At 41.9% G+C, this 18354-nt stretch carries 15 protein-coding genes; 8 read left to right on the forward strand and 7 right to left on the reverse strand.

What is annotated here, in order from left to right; translation table 11 throughout:
• Positions 1-2 precede the first annotated feature (2 nt).
• The 5 genes from dut to BUC17_RS00500 all read left to right on the forward strand — a co-directional run bounded on the left by dut (position 3) and on the right by BUC17_RS00500 (position 4922).
• Positions 3-437, forward strand: a complete 435-nt coding sequence (gene dut / locus BUC17_RS00480) for a dUTP diphosphatase (protein WP_073360333.1) — start codon at positions 3-5, stop codon at positions 435-437.
• 66 nt (positions 438-503) lie between these two features.
• The gene (locus tag BUC17_RS00485; RefSeq protein WP_073360335.1) at positions 504-1517 is read left to right on the forward strand and encodes a sugar nucleotidyltransferase; all 1014 of its coding nucleotides are present in this window, start codon (positions 504-506) and stop codon (positions 1515-1517) included.
• A gap of 3 nt (positions 1518-1520) precedes the next feature.
• On the forward strand, positions 1521-2867 hold the full coding sequence (locus BUC17_RS00490; RefSeq protein WP_073360337.1) for a tetratricopeptide repeat protein: 1347 nt from the start codon (positions 1521-1523) through the stop codon (positions 2865-2867).
• Entirely contained in the window at positions 2867-3667 is an 801-nt protein-coding gene (locus tag BUC17_RS00495) for a lipoprotein insertase outer membrane protein LolB1 (protein WP_073360339.1), read from the forward strand. The genes BUC17_RS00490 and BUC17_RS00495 overlap by 1 nt, the downstream gene beginning before the upstream one ends.
• Positions 3668-3671: 4 nt before the next feature.
• Complete coding sequence (locus BUC17_RS00500) at positions 3672-4922, forward strand: murein hydrolase activator EnvC family protein (RefSeq protein ID WP_073360341.1); 1251 nt, start codon at positions 3672-3674, stop codon at positions 4920-4922.
• A 353-nt stretch (positions 4923-5275) separates the two neighbouring features.
• Here the strand turns inward: BUC17_RS00500 and BUC17_RS00505 are convergent, their stop codons facing one another.
• From BUC17_RS00505 to BUC17_RS00520, 4 genes are all read right to left on the reverse strand, one after another.
• Positions 5276-7432, reverse strand: coding sequence for a DUF3857 domain-containing protein (locus BUC17_RS00505; RefSeq protein ID WP_073360342.1), 2157 nt, complete (start codon positions 7430-7432; stop codon positions 5276-5278).
• 7 nt (positions 7433-7439) lie between these two features.
• On the reverse strand, positions 7440-9347 hold the full coding sequence (locus BUC17_RS00510; RefSeq protein WP_073360344.1) for a transglutaminase-like domain-containing protein: 1908 nt from the start codon (positions 9345-9347) through the stop codon (positions 7440-7442).
• Positions 9348-9395: 48 nt separating this feature from the next.
• Positions 9396-9911, reverse strand: a complete 516-nt coding sequence (locus BUC17_RS00515) for an acyl-CoA thioesterase (RefSeq protein ID WP_073360346.1) — start codon at positions 9909-9911, stop codon at positions 9396-9398.
• Positions 9912-9997: 86 nt separating this feature from the next.
• Entirely contained in the window at positions 9998-10963 is a 966-nt protein-coding gene (locus BUC17_RS00520) for an HU domain-containing protein (protein WP_073360348.1), read from the reverse strand.
• A gap of 103 nt (positions 10964-11066) precedes the next feature.
• On the opposite strand from BUC17_RS00520, the gene dprA reads away from it, so the two are divergent.
• On the forward strand, positions 11067-12173 hold the full coding sequence (gene dprA, locus BUC17_RS00525; protein WP_073360350.1) for a DNA-processing protein DprA: 1107 nt from the start codon (positions 11067-11069) through the stop codon (positions 12171-12173).
• Here dprA and BUC17_RS00530 read toward each other — a convergent pair whose 3' ends face one another.
• Together BUC17_RS00530 and BUC17_RS00535 are read right to left on the reverse strand one after the other, a co-directional pair.
• A complete protein-coding gene (locus BUC17_RS00530) occupies positions 12174-14657 on the reverse strand; it encodes an Hsp70 family protein (RefSeq protein ID WP_073360352.1) in 2484 nt (827 codons plus the stop codon).
• Positions 14658-14663: 6 nt separating this feature from the next.
• The gene (locus tag BUC17_RS00535; protein ID WP_073360354.1) at positions 14664-14951 is read right to left on the reverse strand and encodes a hypothetical protein; all 288 of its coding nucleotides are present in this window, start codon (positions 14949-14951) and stop codon (positions 14664-14666) included.
• Positions 14952-15063: 112 nt separating this feature from the next.
• Between BUC17_RS00535 and BUC17_RS00540 the strand changes: the two genes are divergently transcribed.
• Positions 15064-16524, forward strand: a complete 1461-nt coding sequence (locus tag BUC17_RS00540; protein WP_073360356.1) for a hypothetical protein — start codon at positions 15064-15066, stop codon at positions 16522-16524.
• Between the two features lie 37 nt (positions 16525-16561).
• Here BUC17_RS00540 and trpS read toward each other — a convergent pair whose 3' ends face one another.
• Complete coding sequence (gene trpS, locus BUC17_RS00545; RefSeq protein ID WP_073360359.1) at positions 16562-17533, reverse strand: tryptophan--tRNA ligase; 972 nt, start codon at positions 17531-17533, stop codon at positions 16562-16564.
• Positions 17534-17586: 53 nt separating this feature from the next.
• On the opposite strand from trpS, the gene BUC17_RS00550 reads away from it, so the two are divergent.
• Complete coding sequence (locus tag BUC17_RS00550; RefSeq protein ID WP_073360361.1) at positions 17587-18321, forward strand: lysophospholipid acyltransferase family protein; 735 nt, start codon at positions 17587-17589, stop codon at positions 18319-18321.
• Positions 18322-18354: the final 33 nt, after the last annotated feature.

Here is an 18354-nt window from a genome sequence, read left to right on the forward strand (position 1 = left end):
CTATGCAAATTAAAATTATCAATACCTCCGAGCACGACTTACCTGCGTATGAAACTTTGGCTTCTGCGGGAATGGATTTACGGGCGCAATTGTCTGAACCCGTTACGCTACAGCCGTTAGGGCGTGCCCTCATCAAAACTGGATTGTTTATAGAATTACCCATCGGTTACGAAGCCCAAGTGCGTCCCCGCAGCGGTTTGGCCGCCAAAAAAGGGATTACCGTATTGAATTCGCCAGGTACCGTCGATGCCGATTATCGGGGTGAAATAGGGGTCATTTTAGTAAATTTATCCCAAGAACCTTTTGTGGTTGAAAACGGGGAACGAATTGCCCAATTGGTGATTGCCAAACACGAACGCGCCGAATGGATTGAGGTCGACGCATTGTCGGAAACTTCCCGAGGGGCTGGCGGATTTGGAAGTACTGGAGTTAAATAATCAAAATTACATAATACCCTTCTAATCGAATTTTTTCAGATTGAAACCCTTTAAACAAAAACAACTATGAAGATTATCGTCCCTATGGCCGGACGCGGATCACGCCTTCGACCTCATACGCTTACGGTACCCAAACCTTTAATTCCTATCGCTGGAAAACCCATCGTTCATCGATTGGTAGAAGATATTGCGCAAGTCATCAACCAAAAAATTGAGGAAATTGCCTTTATCATTCATAAAGATTTTGGCAAAAAAGTGGAAGAAGACTTAATTGCTATTGCAGAAAAACTAGGCGCACGCGGTACTATTTGTTATCAAAATGAAGCGTTAGGGACGGCCCATGCGATTTTATGCGCCAAAGAAAGCATGACGGGACCGATTGTTGTAGCCTATGCCGATACTTTGTTTCGCGCGGACTTTTCCTTAGACACGTCGGCCGATGCCGTGATTTGGGTTAAACAAGTAGACGATCCAAGTGCTTTCGGCGTGGTACAATTAAACGACCAAAACCAAATTGTGGATTTTGTCGAAAAACCCAAAGAGTTTGTTTCTGATTTAGCCATTATTGGGATTTATTATTTCCAGTCGGGAGAAACTTTACGCTCGGAATTGCAATACCTACTCGATAACAACGTTGTAAAAGGCGGTGAATACCAATTGACCGATGCGTTGGAAAACATGAAGCAGAAAGGCATGAAATTTGTTCCCGGTAAAGTCGATGAGTGGATGGATTGCGGGAATAAAAATGTAACCGTAGAAACCAATTCTCGAATGCTGAACTTTTTGCATCAAGATGGGGTAGAAGCTTTGGTGGCTGCCAATGTAAAATTGGAAAACAGTACCCTTATTCCTCCTTGTCACATTGCAGAAGATGTGATTTTGGTAAATTCCACTGTGGGTCCCAATGTCTCTCTTGGGAAAGGAACTCACGTGGTGAACAGCACGATTAAAAACAGTTTGGTGCAAACTCATGCGCACATCAAAAACGCGCAATTGGATAATGCAATGATTGGCAATCATGCCGCCTTTGATGGGAATTTCACCAGCATAAGTATTGGCGATTATTCCGTTTTAGAATAACCTATGAGACAACGATTTCTTTATAGTGGTTTATGGACACTTTTGGTTTCCAGCGCGCTTTGGGCACAAGAGCCTGAGGATACCGCATTGGTCCCCGATGCGTTTCAAAACCATTATTATGAAGCGTTGAAACAAAAAGGAATTGAGAATTACGACAAGGCTATCGAAGCGTTGAATCAATGTGAAAAAATTCAACCCGACAATGCCGTCGTGTATTTTGAAAAAGGCAAGAACCTCTATTTTATGAAACGCTATCCGGAGGCTTTTGATATGTTTAAAAAAGTCACCGAAATGGATCCCAATAACCGTTGGGCTTGGGCGGGAATGTATGATGTGTGTTACGATACCAAAGACTATAACCGCGCCATTGGCATCGTAGAGAAACTGATTGAATTCAAAGCCGATTACCGTGAGGACTTGTGTTCGCTGTATATGTTGACACAGCAATACGACAAAGCCTTGGACTTAATCAACCGCTTAAATGCAACAGTAGGGAAATCAGAAAAACGCGAGTTGTATAAAGCGCAAATTCTTCAAGACGCCAAATTCCAAGGGCCGGAGAAGAACGATTTGGTTGAAAAAATCAAAAAGTTCCCCAAAGATGAAGCCAACTATATCGCTTTGATTTACCTCTATTCACAAAGTAACCAAGAAGAAAAAGCGCTTGAGGTGGCTCGTCAATTGGAGAAGGAGATTCCTACCTCGGAGTGGGCCCAAGTGAGTTTGTTTAAATACCATTTGAACGCTAACGAAGGCGATAAAGCGGTAAAATCGATGCATATCGTTTTGGCTTCGGATAAAATTGATAAAAAAATCAAGCATCGTATCCTTAACGAGTTTTTGATTTTTACCAAAAATAATCCCCACTACGAAAACGAGCTGGATCGAGCCATTGCTTATTTTGATAACGACAAAACCGTCCTTGTCGCCAAAGAAATTGGAAAGTTTTACCAAGCGAAGAAAAACGCGCCCAAAGCCATAAAGTATTACGAAATGCACCACCGCGCGCATCCAGATGATATGGAAGGTATTTTGCTTTTGCTTCAAGCCTACACCGATCATTTACAGTTTGATCAAGTAGGGCGGTTGTCGGAAGAACAATTAGAGCTTTTTCCAACGCAGCCACAGCTGTACTATTTCCGGGGGTTGGCCTTTAACCAACAACAGCAGTTTAAAAAAGCAAAAGAAATACTCGAAGCAGGTCTTGATTTTATTGTCGATGATGTGGTTTTGGAAATCAATTTTACGCTACAATTGGGAGAGGCTTGTGCCGGTTTGGGTGATACAAAAAAGAAAAATGAATACTTTGAAAAAGCCAATCAGCTTTTAGAAAAAACCAAAAGACGCTAATGCAACGTTCGATTTTATATCCTTTTTATTTTCTCAGCGCGAGTTTGTTGCTCGGATTGACCTCGTGTAAATCCAAAGCTGTGGCTATCGCCGAAAGTGCTGCAGTGACCAATGAGATTCCAGCGATACAAATCATTGATAAGTACAATGTCAACGCCCTTGATTTTACGACCCTAAACATCAAAGCGTCTGCCAAGTTTGAAGACGCCAACCAGTCGCAAAATGTGATGGCCGAAATTCGAATGAAAAAGAATGAAAAAATCATGGTTATCATTCGTGTGCTTGGAATTACTATGGCCAAAGCCTTGATTACTCCCGAGTCGGTGCGGTATTACGATAAAATTGGGAACAAGTATTTTGAAGGGGATTACTCTTCACTCAGCCGTTGGTTGGGCACTGATTTGGATTTTTTCAAAATACAAAGTCTGTTTTTGGGCAAATCCATCGATGATTTTTCCAAAGGCAAATACAAGGTGTCTATTGCGGATAAATGGTACCGATTGCAAGCGCTTGAAACCGATGGTATCGATAAATCGTTCTATTTGGAAGGCGATAATTATTTGATCAAAAAGCAAGAAATTAACCAGCCTCAATTGGATCGCGCCTTACAAGTCACGTATCCCGATTACAGCAAAACCAATGAAAAGTTTTTACCCTTGCAAATGCTGTTGGAAGCTCGTTTGCAAGAGCAAAAAACCCTCATTGATGTGGAATATAAAAACGTTAACTTCAACGAGGAGCTCACGTTTCCGTATCAAGTACCTGAAGGATTTGAACGTATAGAAATTGAAAAGAAGTAAGCCCATGTCGCACAAGTTTAGTACTCTTATCGCGTTGTTATGCACGGTTTTGGCAACGGCTCAGCTCACTCAAGAAGAGCTTGAACAGCGCAAAGCCAAATTGCAACAAGAGATCATCGAAAAAGAACGCCAATTGCAAGAAGTGCGTTCTAAAGAAAAATCGGTGACCAAGTTATTGGACATCCAAAAGGAAAAGATAGGGCTGAAAGAAAAGTTGATTAACACGACGACCAAGCAGACCAAGATTCTCAACGACAATATTTACCTGAATCAGCTTGAAATTAATCGCTTGAAAAAAGAGTTGGACGTTTTGAAAAAGGATTATGCCGAAATGATTCTCAAATCCTATAAAAGCCGCTCCCAGCACAGCCGAGCCATGTTTTTATTGTCTTCAGAAAATTTTACTCAGGCTTACAAACGCTTGCAATATATGAAGCAATATGCGGGGTATCGGAAAATGCAAGGACAAGAAATCAAAGACAAAACCGATAAATTGGCCAACCATTATACGGAACTCAACAAACAAAAAGAGGAAAAAGAAGTTCTTTTGGCTGAGCAACAAAAACAACGCGAAGATTTAGAAAAAGAACGCCAAGAGCAAGAGAAATTAGCCAACAGTCTCAAGAAGAACAAAAAACAATTGGCTGCTGAAATTCGCAAAAAAGAGCAAGAGTCGCGCAAGATTGACGCTCAAATTCAAAAATTAATTCGGGAAGCCATTGCCGAAGCCAACCGGAAAGCGGCGGCGGCCAAAGCCAAAGCCAATCCGAAAACCACCACCGCTGCGGAAACCAAAAAAATTGAGTCGTCAACCAAAATCGTGTTGACGCCCGAAGGAAAAATTATTTCCGACAATTTCAAGGCCAACCGCGGAAGTCTGCCCTGGCCTGTGGAGCGCGGGGTAATTAGTCTCGGGTTTGGCGACCAACCGCATCCCGTGTACAAATCGCTTGTGGTGCATAACAGTGGTATTGATATTACAACGGATGCCAACGCTAATGTTCGCGCTGTTTTCAAGGGTGAGGTAGCTCAAATTCAGAAGATTGGAAATAAATTTGCCGTTTTGATCAAGCACGGGGATTATTTTACCATCTACCACAACTTGAGTTCGGTATCGGTTACCGAAGGTGAAAATGTAAGTGCCAAGCAATCGTTGGGTCGTGTAAAAACCGACGCTGACGGCAAGGCGGTATTGCGGTTTATGATTTCACAGAACGCGAGTTATGTCAATCCTTCGCCGTGGTTAAAACGATAGGTTGCGGCGGTAAAGAAAGCTTTCTTTTATTCTTCTATTGAAAGTAGAAACGGCGATACAGCCCCGGTAGCAGTGGAAATCCTGTGGAGCGTAGCGGAGCAGATTGAAACGGATGACGGGACCGCGTGTGTATCGGGGCAAAACGTTCTTGCTGCCGTATAAAAAAAGCGCCCCGAAGAGCGCTTTGCTTTAACCCAGATTACGCAGTAAAAAATCTATTCCGAGCTATATCTTTTCAAATCAGCTATTTATTTCTTTTTTCAACCCTAGCTAAGGCTATGCTTTTTTAAAATTAATAAGCTGATTTAAAGATGTTTAACCCTCATAACGAAATTTTACTACGCAATCTGGGTTTAATTCTTTTTCAACAAGACCTTTTCTTGAGTGAACTGGTACGCGGCGTCGAGAAACTGAATCATTTTGTTCCAGTTGCTGTTGGGTTCGTAGTAATTTTTATAGTATTTCAAGGTTTTAATCACCAATTGATTGCCTTGTACTTCGGCGGTGGACGTAAATCCTCCGGTTTCGTTTTCAACCTTTTTATTCAATTTATCTAAGCCCGAAACGCTGTACCCTTCGGGAATGGTGAAAATAATTTCGTTTTCAAACGAGCGGGGGAATCCCATATAAATATTGTTTTTGCGCTCGATTTCTTTTTTGTCAATTTCAATCTGAGAGGTGAGGAAACGCCCTAATTCTAGGAGGTATTTGTCTCCTGCTTTTTTGACGTAGTTGGCATTGATGGTAAAGGTTTCGTTTACTTCCAAAGGGTTGTCTTTACCAAAACGCCCCGTATTTTTGAGGGAGAAAGCATAGTCGTCAACCTTAACATCGTATTCGCCTTCGACATTGGCTTCAAAATTTTCCTTTTGTTTTTCCTTCATTTTCAAAATCAGCGATTCCAATTCTTTTGTGTATTGGGTTCGTTGGCGATTGTTGCGCACCAATTCCATGAGTTTGGGCGTTCCGTATTTTTCGTAATCTTCGTATACAAAATCGTAAAAGCGCAATTTGTCTTCTTGTTCCGACTCTTTCAAATGGCCATAATAAGCGGCATCGCGTGTAACCTTATAGCCGTTGAAATCGACCAAAGATACTTGCGTTTTGATTTTGGAAAGGTTGTCTTTGTAGGTACTTGACGGTAAGGTAACGGTAGAAGCATCGGTCACTCGTTTGCCTTTTACAATTTCCAACACATACGCTTTTGAGTTTTCGATGGTGTAACTAATTTGATCGGCTCCGGTGTAGGGATTAAAATATTCTAAATACACCGGAGTTTTGGTGTTTACGCGAATCAGTTTGCGCACGTTTTCTTGAATTAGTAAATCGTCGATAGATCCGTTGTAGCGCGGGGTGGCAATGATAATGTCGAAACTGATTTCTTGGCGCTTCAAAAACTGCATAAAGTAATTTACGAAAGGCACTTCATTGCGAAAGAAAATGACATTACTATAGAGGCCCCAAGGATACATGATATTGGCATCGTTGACGGCGAATCCTTCAAAGTATCGGGTAAAAAATTCATGACGACAGAAGTAATATACGGCTCGTATTTTTTCTTCATCGGAGGCAAAAGTTTTGTCTTTCAGGAATTTATTGATGGGTCCCATATCGCCTTCGGGATAGAATTTTTCATTGTAGTAGTTAAAAATATCCTCTTTGGCGACCGTTTTTTTAATGATACTTTCTTTTTCCGACAAAAAGCCATCCGACAACCGTTCGAATTTTCCAGAGCGGGCGAAAATCACTTGAAATTTGTAACAAGGGAGTTCGTTTAGCGGGTAAAACCAGCGGGGGAATTCGTTTTTGGCGAGATCACTAGCCGTTAATTCATACAACCGATCATTGCTTTTTCCGGTGGGAATTTCCTTTAAATCGGGTGCGCCGTTATAGGTGTTGAAGTTGACAAAAAAGTCGTTTTCGGTGCGTAATGTTATTTTTAAATCAACGGTTGGATACACATCGCCCAACGGGGTTTCTACCGCCTCAAAGGTATAATCGTATACCGATTTAAAAGGTTCTACAGAGTAAAAATAAAAATCGATAATGTCGCCGATTTCCAAGTTAGGAATAGCAAGTTTTTTCTCATTATTGACCTCTTTAGCTTCTTTATCGGCATCGATGTCCAGCGTTTTTCCGTCGGGTTTGATGATGCGAACACCAATAAAATTAGACCCTCTGCGCCAAAAAGACCCCATGGCTTTGTTGGAGTAAAATTTGGTGCTATACGAGAATTCCGAAAATTCCTTTACCGCAGCAGCATCCAAGAGCTTAATGCGTTTGCGAATCGAACGGGTGTAAGTAACATTCGTTCCAAATTTATGGTAATCGTACACTTCGTTTTTGTACAAAATCACGGCCGATTCATTGTTCCATTTTTCGGGAAAAGTAGTTGCTTTTTGGTGTTTGTCTCCAGGACCCCACATCATTTGACGAACTTCGTCGGCGGTTTGTCCCCAACTTAAGGCGGTGCAGCATAACAGCAACCAGCCAATGCATTTTAATTTCATGGAATTGTTATTGGGTTAATATTACTTGGGTATTATAGGCTTCGACGATACGTTTTTGAAGGGCACGCCAGGGCTCAAAATCACTTGTTTTTAGTACGGCATTTTTAAATGAAAATTTCTTTTTATAGACCAAAACATTGCCTTCCAAGGTATAGGTAAGACTAACCTCATAGTTGGGGGTGTTTTCTATGATGTTTTCGGGCATCTTTGTCACTTTGTACCCGGCAGGGAGGGTGAGGTGAATATGCGATTCATAATGGGTTTTATAATCAAATTCATAATCGGTTTTTCGGTCGGTTAACTGAAACCCTTTGTATTCATTCAAAAAATCCAAGTCAATGTAAATCTCATTGTCAAATGAAGAAACTTTATTGGCAATATCCAGCGTGTAATCGATGGTGAGTTTTTCTTCACGCGCTTCTAAATTAGATGTTTTCACGCCATCCACTTTGATGTTTTTGTTTTGGCGCGCCAGATAATTGTCGAGTAATTCCTTCTTTTTATTGCTTTCAAAATGATTATATACGTTTTGAAAGTACACCCTACTTTCTCCCAAATACGAACGATTTGCGGCCCCTTTCATGCGGTCACCGTCCAAGGTGAGATGCGCTGTAAAAAGTTCTTTATTGGCTGCGGCCGAACCCAAAGGAACCTTATCGATAATGCACTTGGCGCCGTCTTCAATCATTACTTCTTTGTTTTGAATGCGTTCGGCATACTCTCCCAAGGCATTGTATTTTTCGGTGCCATCCAAAAAGAGTCGTTTCCCTTTGTAAAAAACCGTACAAATCATGTGGTTGTCCACGGCCAAGGAGGGCGTATTATAATCATAGGCGATATGTTTGGTGCCAATCCATGTAAGTCGGGCATCAAATCCAGCCAGCACCAACATTTCTTTGATCAAATTGGCCATTCCTTTACAATCGCCATACCTTTTTTCAAATACATTTTGGGCTTCATCGGGTTTAAAACCCGCTATACCGTCTTCAAAAGCAATGTATCGAATGTTGTCTTGAACCCAATAGTAAATGGCTTTGATTTTGGCTTCATCGGTGGTGGCTTTTTGGGTCAATTCGGTCACCTTAGCTTTTAAAGCCGCGGGGTCATTTTTCATCAGTCCCACCAGCGAGGCATACCAGCGGTAAAGGTCTTCATGCGATTGAAACAACGTTGTTTTTTTATTGTTTTTTTGGTAGCCTTTGGCAATGACCATGATATGAGGATACAAGTAGGTTCGTCCCGGACTGTCTTCTTCTTTGAATAAAGCGGGGGCATTTTCTAACCGGTACGTATAGATGGTTTCGTCGTCTTGTTTGACCACACTTTTTTGGATGGCAAATCCGTTGAAATTAAATTCTTTCAATTCAACGTCAAGCCAATTGGGAACCGTAAATATGATTTTTTTGTAAACTACAGGAAATTCATCTTGAAAATAAAACGTGGTGCAGTATTTGACATCGCGGTAATTTTTGGTCAATTCATAAAAATAGGTGTAGCCTTGAACGGGGAAATCTAACGTGCTGTATTTTACTCGGGCATCATTGTAAAATAAATCGGAATCTTTATAGAGTTCATCATTGACATAGAAAAGCGCTTTTTTATCATTTCTAAATTTAAATGAAAAATCATTGATAGACGATTCGCTGTCGTAAAACTCGTATTTCTGAATTACCGCGCGATGGTTGATATTCATGAGCTGTTCCTTGGTGTCAATTTGTACCGTCACTTTTTCCTCCCGATTATTGAAATCAAAACGCACTTCATCAACACTGCTCAACACGGCAATATCGTCTTTGTTGTATTTTTCACGTAAAACTTTGGCTTTGCTAACTTCTTCCGGAGTAGGGTCAAGATTTTTTTGCGCAAAGGAAGTAAGGGTGCATAGGGCGAATAGGAGTGCAATACGATTTTTCACAAAGTTACTTTTTGCGAAAAATAGTAAATTCTAAGCAAACACAAAAAATTAATTTTCAGTGAATAACGCTTTTAATTCGGTTGCATCATTGGCTTTCATTTTTCCGGCCAAGACTAAGCTCAATTGTTTTCGGCGTAATGCGGCAGCAAAGCGGGCTTGTTCTTCCTCAGTTTGAGGTTCCAAAGGCGGTACGGGTACGGGATTTCCCATTTCGTCTACGGCCACAAAGGTATAAATCGCTTCGTTGGCTTTGGTGCGAATTCCAGACTCTCGATCTTCAATCCACACATCAAGGTAAATCTCCATCGATGAAGTAAAGGCACGCGATACCTTGGCTTCGATGGTGACCACACTGCCCAAAGGAATCGAGCGATTAAAGGCCACATGGTTAACCGAGGCCGTCACCACGATACGACGGGAGTGTCGCCGGGCAGCAATACTTGCCGCTCGATCCATACGCGCCAAGAGTTCGCCTCCAAATAAGTTATTCAACGGATTGGTTTCACTGGGAAGCACTAAATCGGTTAAAACGGTTAACGAATCGGCAGGATATTTTGGTGTCATAGGATGAATTTTGCCGCAAAGGTACTAAAACCACCAAGGTCTGAGGTAGGGTAAAAAGCAAAAAAAATCCCAAAAAATGGGATTTATTACAATTCTTCAATCAGTACCCAAGCTTCTGGGTTATGGGATTTTTGTACCGTTTCCATTTGATTTCGGGCGTCACTGTATCGGGCATAACTGCCATACAAAACAGGATAAAGTCCGTGTTTATTAGGCCCTATTTTTCGTGCGGGGAAACCTAATTTCTTTAATTCATACAACACCCGATCGGCATTGGCTTCCAAACGAAAAGCGCCAGCCACAACATGGTAGGGAAGTTTTTCTTGCTGCACCGTCAAGGATACAGCGGGAAGCGTTTCTATAGGGTTGTCTAATAAAAATGTAGCGTTTGCAATTTTTTGCTGCACTTGGCTTTGTACTTTTTGTTGTACGGCCAAAGTAGCTTCTTGCACTTGTTTTTCGTAGTATTGGTTACCAAAATAACCTCCCGAGCCTAAAAGTCCCGCGCCGAAAACAAAGATGGCGGCATATTTTAACCACGGCGCGCTTGTTTTTTCAGTGCCCAATGGAATCACGGGTATTTCCTCTGCAGCGGTTTCTGGCGCTACAGCATCCAAATGCACAAGGACTTCCCGTTGTACAGCGGGTGAAATTACCGGACTGAGTCCGAAAGCTTCGGTTAAATAATTGACTTGTTCTTGGGGCGTGAAGACCACATTTTTATCGGATGTGTAGCGAAGTTCACCAATATTACGTAACGCAATAGTTCCCACGTCTTGAAGGCGCATTTTCCACTCGTGTACGGCGTGTTCAATTCCGTTTACAGCCACTTCGTAGGGAATTTTCTCGGTTTGCGCAATATGATTTGCCAACAGGCCATCGTTATTTTTTAAATACGCATTAAAAGAAATTACTTTTTTGGGCGGAAAAAAGGTTTGAGCGGCCCCATGCCATTGAGCGGACTGGGTTTCCGTAAGAAAGGCACCCAATCCCGGCACCGTAACACATTGGTAACGGTACAGCAACTGCGCGATATATGGTTCAATCTTCATAAAGGCAAATTTAAAGAATTCGGAACGCTAACAAAATTTTATCAACAAACTTTGTTAACATTTTTCAAATCCTTTTTATACTTTTGTCGTTCAAATTTAATTTATGCGCCATACAGATTTAATTGCCACCTTGGCCTTGCTTCAGGTCGACGGAATCGGTTCCGTTTTAGCCAAAAAACTCATTCAACGTTTCGGTTCGGCTGCCGAAGTTTTTCATGCAAAACCACGTCACATTGCTGCCATAGAGGGACTTAGTTCTCAAGTAGCGCGCCAGTTTAAGCATCCCGATTTGTTTGTAAAAGCCGAAAATGAGTTTCTTTTTTTGGAACAAAAAGGCTATACGGCGCATTATTTTATGGATACGGATTATCCCGAACGACTTAAGCATTGTTACGATGGTCCTGTCTTATTGTTTGGATCCGGTCAAATGGATTTGAATCCCCAACGGATGATTAGCATCGTGGGAACCCGAGAAATTACACCGTATGGTATTGATTTTACCCGAAAATTATTGGAGGATTTGGCGCCTCTTAACCCCGTTATTGTTAGTGGTTTTGCTTATGGTGTGGATATTGTGGCGCATCGAACGGCTATGGAGTTGGGGCTTCAAACGATTGGTGTACTGGCGCATGGACTCAATCAAATGTATCCCAAGCCCCACAAGAAGTATCGTTCACGAATGGAAGCGTGCGGCGGATTCTTGACAGAGTTTCGCAGTGATGCCAATCCCGATCGGGAAAATTTTGTACGCCGAAATCGTATCGTTGCAGGGATGTCGGAGGCCACTATTGTTATCGAAAGCGCCGAAAAAGGAGGTTCGCTAATAACCGCGCATTGGGCCAACGAATACAATCGGGAGGTGTTTGCGGTTCCGGGGCGTTGTACCGATCGATTTAGTCAAGGCTGTAACACCTTGATCAAAACTCAGCGTGCCCATTTGCTCAATAGTGCTGCCGATTTAATGTACCATTTGAACTGGGAGTTGGAACCAAAATCCAACTCGCGTGGGGTTCAAAAACAATTGTTTGTTGAATTAACAACCGAAGAACAGCAGCTGTACACGATGTTACAACAGCAGGGCAAAATGCTTTTGGATGAATTGGCCTTACACGGTCAATTTCCTGTTTCCAAAGTGTCGATGCTTTTGTTGAACATGGAACTCAAAGGCGTAGTGCGTCCTTTACCGGGCAAATGGTTTGAAGCGGTGTAATTATTTTAATCCCAAATCGCCATCGAAGTTTTCCCATTCGTCCCGCGATTTCGGTTTTACGCGTAACAAATCCCACAATTGATAACAAATAGCTTTCAGTTCTGGAATATTCTCGCGTTCAATCGCCGTTTCGCCCAAAGCGACCAGTTTCATGAATTTATGGGTATCCGTGTACTCGTTTTCATCCAAGAAGCGGTAGTAATAAAAAGCATTGTAGAAACGCTGGTCTTGCTTCATATAAATACTGTCGTACAAATCATCCAAAGCTTTTGTTTTTTGACGAATCATGTATTTATTGTTCGATTGTAAAACCTCCTTTTCATTACGGATAATTTTTTCAAATTCTTCCTTTTGTTTGGGTGTGGCCACTTCCAAATAGCTTTCTAACGCTTCTCGCGTCCTATGGTATTCTTCGATTTCTAGCAAAACATGTTTGTGACGTACCAAATCATCATAGGCTTGAATGGTCAACCGTTTCATTTCATCGAGTTGGTATTTCCGATCGGTCGATTGGTCAAAGGCTCCCTCTAGCGCTTCTTGGTGTAGCACGATGAGATGGTCTTTGATACGCTTGAGTTGCGCCAAATAGGTAAAGTTTTCCTCATCTTCGGAGTCGTTCATTTCAGCTTCAATTTCTTGTATTACCGCATTGATTTCAAGGGCCACTTTATCCAATGCGACGTGTCGTTGATGTGGGTTGAAGACTTCATTGATTTCTAAATCCAAAGCGCCAATGTAAACACTAACGCTTAAATCACGGGATTCAGAGATTTTGAAATGAAGTTCGATATCCATTCCTTTAATCAAATCCATGGGAAGGTTTTTACCTGTAATTTCAATGTATCCAATACTGAGGTTGCTTCCAATCATCCCTCCGGCATTGCCTTCGACGATATTGATGATTAACTTTTCGTCGGAGTTTTTTAGAATATTTTTGGACGTGGTTTTGTACACGGTTTTTTTTAAGGGCAGGATGTCATTTTTTTTAAAAATCCGTTCCATAAATGTTTTTCCAGCTTCTTCATCCACTTCCAAACAAATGTCATTGGGTAACGGTTGCCCCATGATGTTATAGAGTCCGTTGGTGATAGCAATGGATGTATTTTGATACACTATATTTTGGTGTTCATCCAACAGATAGAGCGTAAATTGGTTGGTGGCTTTTTCCAACAACGGTACAAATTCGGTAATTTTTGAACTCGCTCGAAGTACGCCCGTGTCAAATCCGCCGTCGGCCCTTGTAAGACGATAAAAGCCCTGAAAAGGCGATTGAATCAAAACAGCAATCAGCTCCTCGGCGTCTTTGGAGTGGGGTTCAAAAACGATTTCAACAGCGGGTTCATTTTGCGGAGTTGTGCTAGGAGCTGCGGTAACTTCTTTACGCTCCATCGGTTTGGCACCAGCATAATAAGCTGCTCCAATGACCACGGCTGTTGTTGGGTCGACATGGGTATCAACAGGAATACCGCTGCGCAAACCCAATTGCTCTCGGATATACGGAATATAGGTAGTACCGCCCACCAAGATAATTCGGTTGATCGCCGAAAAAGGCATCGCATTATCTGCCAGCAAGCCTTCGGTGAGTTGATAGGATTCTTCAAATTTATCCCGAAGCACTGACTCCAATTCTACGCGACTCAGGTCAATATCGAGAAAAGCATCCCAAAAAGGAATGTCCAATTCTATCGCGGTTTGCGTTTTTATCGAAAGTTCTTTTTTGGCTTCTTCTGCTTTAAACAACAACTCGAAATAGAGTTTTTTGCAATCGGCCTCTTCACCCGAGAGCATTCTTCTCCACAGTTGGGTTTGTCCTGTTGCCTGTTCTATTTTGGGGCAAATAATTTTTTCAACCAAAAGATTATCCAAATCAACACCTCCCAAAAAATTATTGCCTTTGTGGTCCAATACTTTCAATTCCCGATGGTCGATACGTACCAAGGCGACATCAAAAGTACCGCCTCCAAAATCGTACACCAACCAATGTTGCACCTCGGTCAAATCCAACGATTGACTGTTGGAATAGGCCAAACAAGCAGCGATAGGTTCTTGCAATAAAACCACTTCGTCAAAGCCCGCCAAGTACCCCGCTTTTTTGGTAGCGTTGGTTTGAATGGTATCAAAGGAAGCAGGAATGGTAATTACGGCTGCCTTGGGTTGTTCGGGTTGGGTAAAATTGACCAACTCTTTCAACACCATAGAAGATAGATCGACAGGTGTCAACGGGTTTTCCCAATCGGGTACTGTGAATGTACTGTCGGAGCCCATTTTTCTTTTGAAGGAGGCAAAGACATTGTCCGATTGGGTGAGCATCAATTCGCGGGCTTTGTCGCCAATTTGAATGCGGCCTTTTCGAAAGGATACCACCGAGGGCAGGGTATCTTTGAACCCTACTGGATTTTTATACAAGGTTATTTTCCCGTTTTCATACCGGGCTATGGCCGAGTTGGTTGTGCCCAAGTCGATTCCAAAATTGATATTACTCATGTTGATTTATTCTACGATTACCACCCCTTTTTGAATCAATACATACCCGTTGGCCTCTTCGCGATAGATGATGGGTTTGAGGACTTTGGTAATTTTTTTGGCTCCGGGATGCATTAAATTGGCTTCCAGCGCCGTGTCGCGTTCATCATACGGTTGCCCCAAGGGATTTACGATTTTGTAACCCATTTCGGTGAATTCATGATGGATACGATTAAAGTTGCGCTCAAAGTGGGGGAGTTGATGCTCTAAAGATTTTTTTTCGATTTCAAAAAATTGATTGATTAAGGCTTCCATAGCGTACTATTTTCAGTCAGCAAGATACAATTTATTGTTTTTTTGTCGACTATCAATTCTGATAAATCCACGATTATCCTATTTTTGCTTTTCGCATTTAATTCCAGCCGCAATGAATATTATTCGTTTGTATGAAACTCTCGCTCTCGATTCCGCGTCATTACGAACTATTTCGGAAAACGACATCATTCGTATCGAAAAGCAAATCAATATCGCCAAGCGACTGGATGCGTCTATTGATGCCAATGTAGCGGCTTATTTGATCGAAGCGCTTCGCCGTTATCCAGAGGCTTTTTACATCCTCACCCAACAGCCCGAATTGTATAATTTATGGGCGGGAACCTCTTATCCAAACACTCATTTTACAGCTGTCGAAACCCCCACAGATTTTGAGGCAATTCAGGCTTTAATTCAAGCCTATTTGTTGGATGATTTGGCCTTGGCGATAGAGCAAAAAATGGCCGAAAACAAGTTTGAAGACCTCCTAAAATTAATGGCTTATCACGCTTTTTTTCCCGAGGAGCTTCAGCAACGGATTTTGCGAAAATGTACCCAGAAAATCGATTTTGCAATAAGTCAATTTCAAAATTCACGCACCGATACCGCACGGATTGCCTATATAAAAACGAGTAGTTTTTACCGATTTCTTAATTTTTTCACCACGCCAGAATTGGATGATAAAATTCAGACGCTTTTAAATATCGTTGTCGATGCCTTCAACAACAAAACGCATTCGTCTGCCGATACGGTGATGGTGGCCATGGCGTCGTATAAACCTTTTGATGAGGAGCTGGAGGAAACCTTGCTAAACAATCGTGATGTTGTTTTTGGAAATCCAAACACCACTTCTCAATCGACCTCCGGGTTTAATTGGCGCGTTTTTTTTGTCATTGTTTTCATCTTATTTAAAATAGCCGTTGTATCCAATCGATGTGACCGTGATTCCAATGTGCCTCCCATCGAACTGGAAGGGTTAACCGTAGATTCTTCGGGGGTAAAGCTCGATCGGTATTACACGCAAATGCGCTTTAAAATTGACAGTTTTCAAGTGTTTTTAACCCAATTTGATCCGTCAAAAATTACGCAGGTCAAACCCAAAGATCGTTTGGTTACGGGGAGTAATCCGTTTACTACCTTTTACAATGATCAAGTGAGTTCATCAGGAAATGAGCGTTTTCAACGGATTAAAAACAAATCCAACTATGATGTCATCGTCTTGGAAAATGTCATTGTTTACGATAGCATCAAAATGCCTGCAAAAGCCTATTATATCAAGGCCAAAGAATCTTTTGAATTGAATACTAGTGATTATAACAAGCGCATTTTAAATTTTTATGTAGGGCGCAATTTAGCCTCTTTTCAAGATCCTTCACGGCATTATTTTATTGGAAATCATTCAGAAGTAGAATTCCGATTTAGCATCTTGGCACCCAATGCAAAAGCGTTAATAAAGGAAGATTGTCGTTTTGAAGGACCTATTGTGATACGAGAAGAAAAGGGCCAAGTTGAGGTTATTACCCAAGAGTCCAATGCCACTTTGGAGGAAATTAAAGATGCAGCTACGATAAAATAAAAAAAGACCTGAAGTTTTAAAATTCAGGTCTTTGGTGTTATTCAAATCCAAGTTTTTGGCGAACTCGTTGCAAAACACCCTCAGCAATGGCGCTTGCTTTGCTGGCTCCTTTTGCTAAAAAGGCATCGACTTCTTCCAAATGATTCATATAGTATTCGTAGCGCTCGCGTTCGGTTTTGAATTTTTCACAAATCAATTCAAACAAGGCTTGCTTCGCATGGCCGTACCCATAATTGCCTCCTTCATAATTTTGCCGCATTTGAGCCACTTGAGCGGCATCACCCAATAATTTGTATAAGGCAAATACTTTGCAAGTATCGGGATTCTTCGGTTCTTCAAGCGGTGTACTATCGGTTTCGATACGCATGATTTGCTTGCGCAACGCTTTGTCGTCTACAAAAATGGTAATGGTATTGTCGCGAGATTTACTCATTTTATGACCGTCGGTACCCGGAATGTATTGCGTTTCTTCGTTTATGGTCGCTTCGGGGAGCACAAAGGTTTCTCCCATTTGGTGGTTAAAACGTGCCGCCACATCACGCGTAATTTCTAGATGTTGCAATTGATCTTTTCCCACCGGCACAAATTCGGCATCATACAATAAAATATCGGCAGCCATCAACATAGGATAGGTAAACAATCCCGCATTGACATCTTCCAAACGATCGGCTTTATCCTTGAACGAATGCGCCAAAGTAAGGCGTTGAAAAGGAAAAAAACAACTCAAATACCACGACAATTCTGCCGTTTGTGGCACATCGCTTTGGCGGTAAAAAATCACTTTGTCGGTGTCCAATCCACACGCCAACCACACGGCCGCGGTGCTGTAGGTATTTGCCCGCAAGGTTTCCCCGTCTTTGATTTGGGTAACCGAATGCAAGTCGGCGATAAACAAAAACGTTTCATTACCCGGGGTTTGCGACATTTCAATGGCTGGAAGTATAGCGCCCAAAAGATTGCCCAAATGAGGCGTGCCCGTACTTTGTATGCCCGTTAGAATTTTTGCCATAGTTTTTCAATTGTGTCGCAAATGTAAACTAAAATTGCTTTATTTTTGGGGCTATGCGTGCGTTTAAAATAATTTTTTGGACCCTTTATCGGATTTGGTTTTACCTTCTTGTCGCGATACCGATTTTGGTATTATTCCCGTTTTTAGTGGTTTCTATTTTAAAAGAACGTTGGTACCCCTATTTTTTTAGGTTGGCTCAAATTTGGGCCCGATGCATTTTATTGGGCATGGGATTTCGCTATAAAGTTACAAGCATGCAAGAGCCTGAACCAGGTAAAAGTTATATGTTTATTGCCAACCACACCTCAATGACCGACATTATGCTGATGTTAGCCACGGTTCGTAATCCTTTCGTTTTTGTAGGAAAAAAAGAGTTGGCAAAGATTCCTTTGTTTGGCTTTTTTTACAAGCGAACCAGTATTTTGGTCGATCGCGGCAACCAAAAGAGTCGGATGGCGGTCTACGAACGCGCGCAACGCCGTTTGAATATGGGCTTGAGTATTTGTATATTTCCCGAAGGCGGCGTCCCCGATGAAAGCGTGCTATTGGACGAATTTAAAGACGGTGCTTTCCGTTTGGCTATTGAACACCAAATTCCCATTGTTCCGATTACATTTTTTGACAATAAAGAGCGTTTTTCCTATACCTTTTTTAGCGGTAGCCCCGGGAAAATGCGGGTTAAAATCCATCCTTTTATAGAAACAAAAGGGCTGCCTTTAGAGGCAAAAAAAGAGCTCAAAGATCGAGCGCGACAACTCATTTTAAGCGATTTGCAAGCTCATCAATAGGGCGTTCCCCCTCCATACTTCTGGGGTCAGGCT

The organism is Flavobacterium fontis (genome assembly GCF_900129405.1).
GTDB lineage: Bacteria > Bacteroidota > Bacteroidia > Flavobacteriales > Flavobacteriaceae > Flavobacterium > Flavobacterium fontis.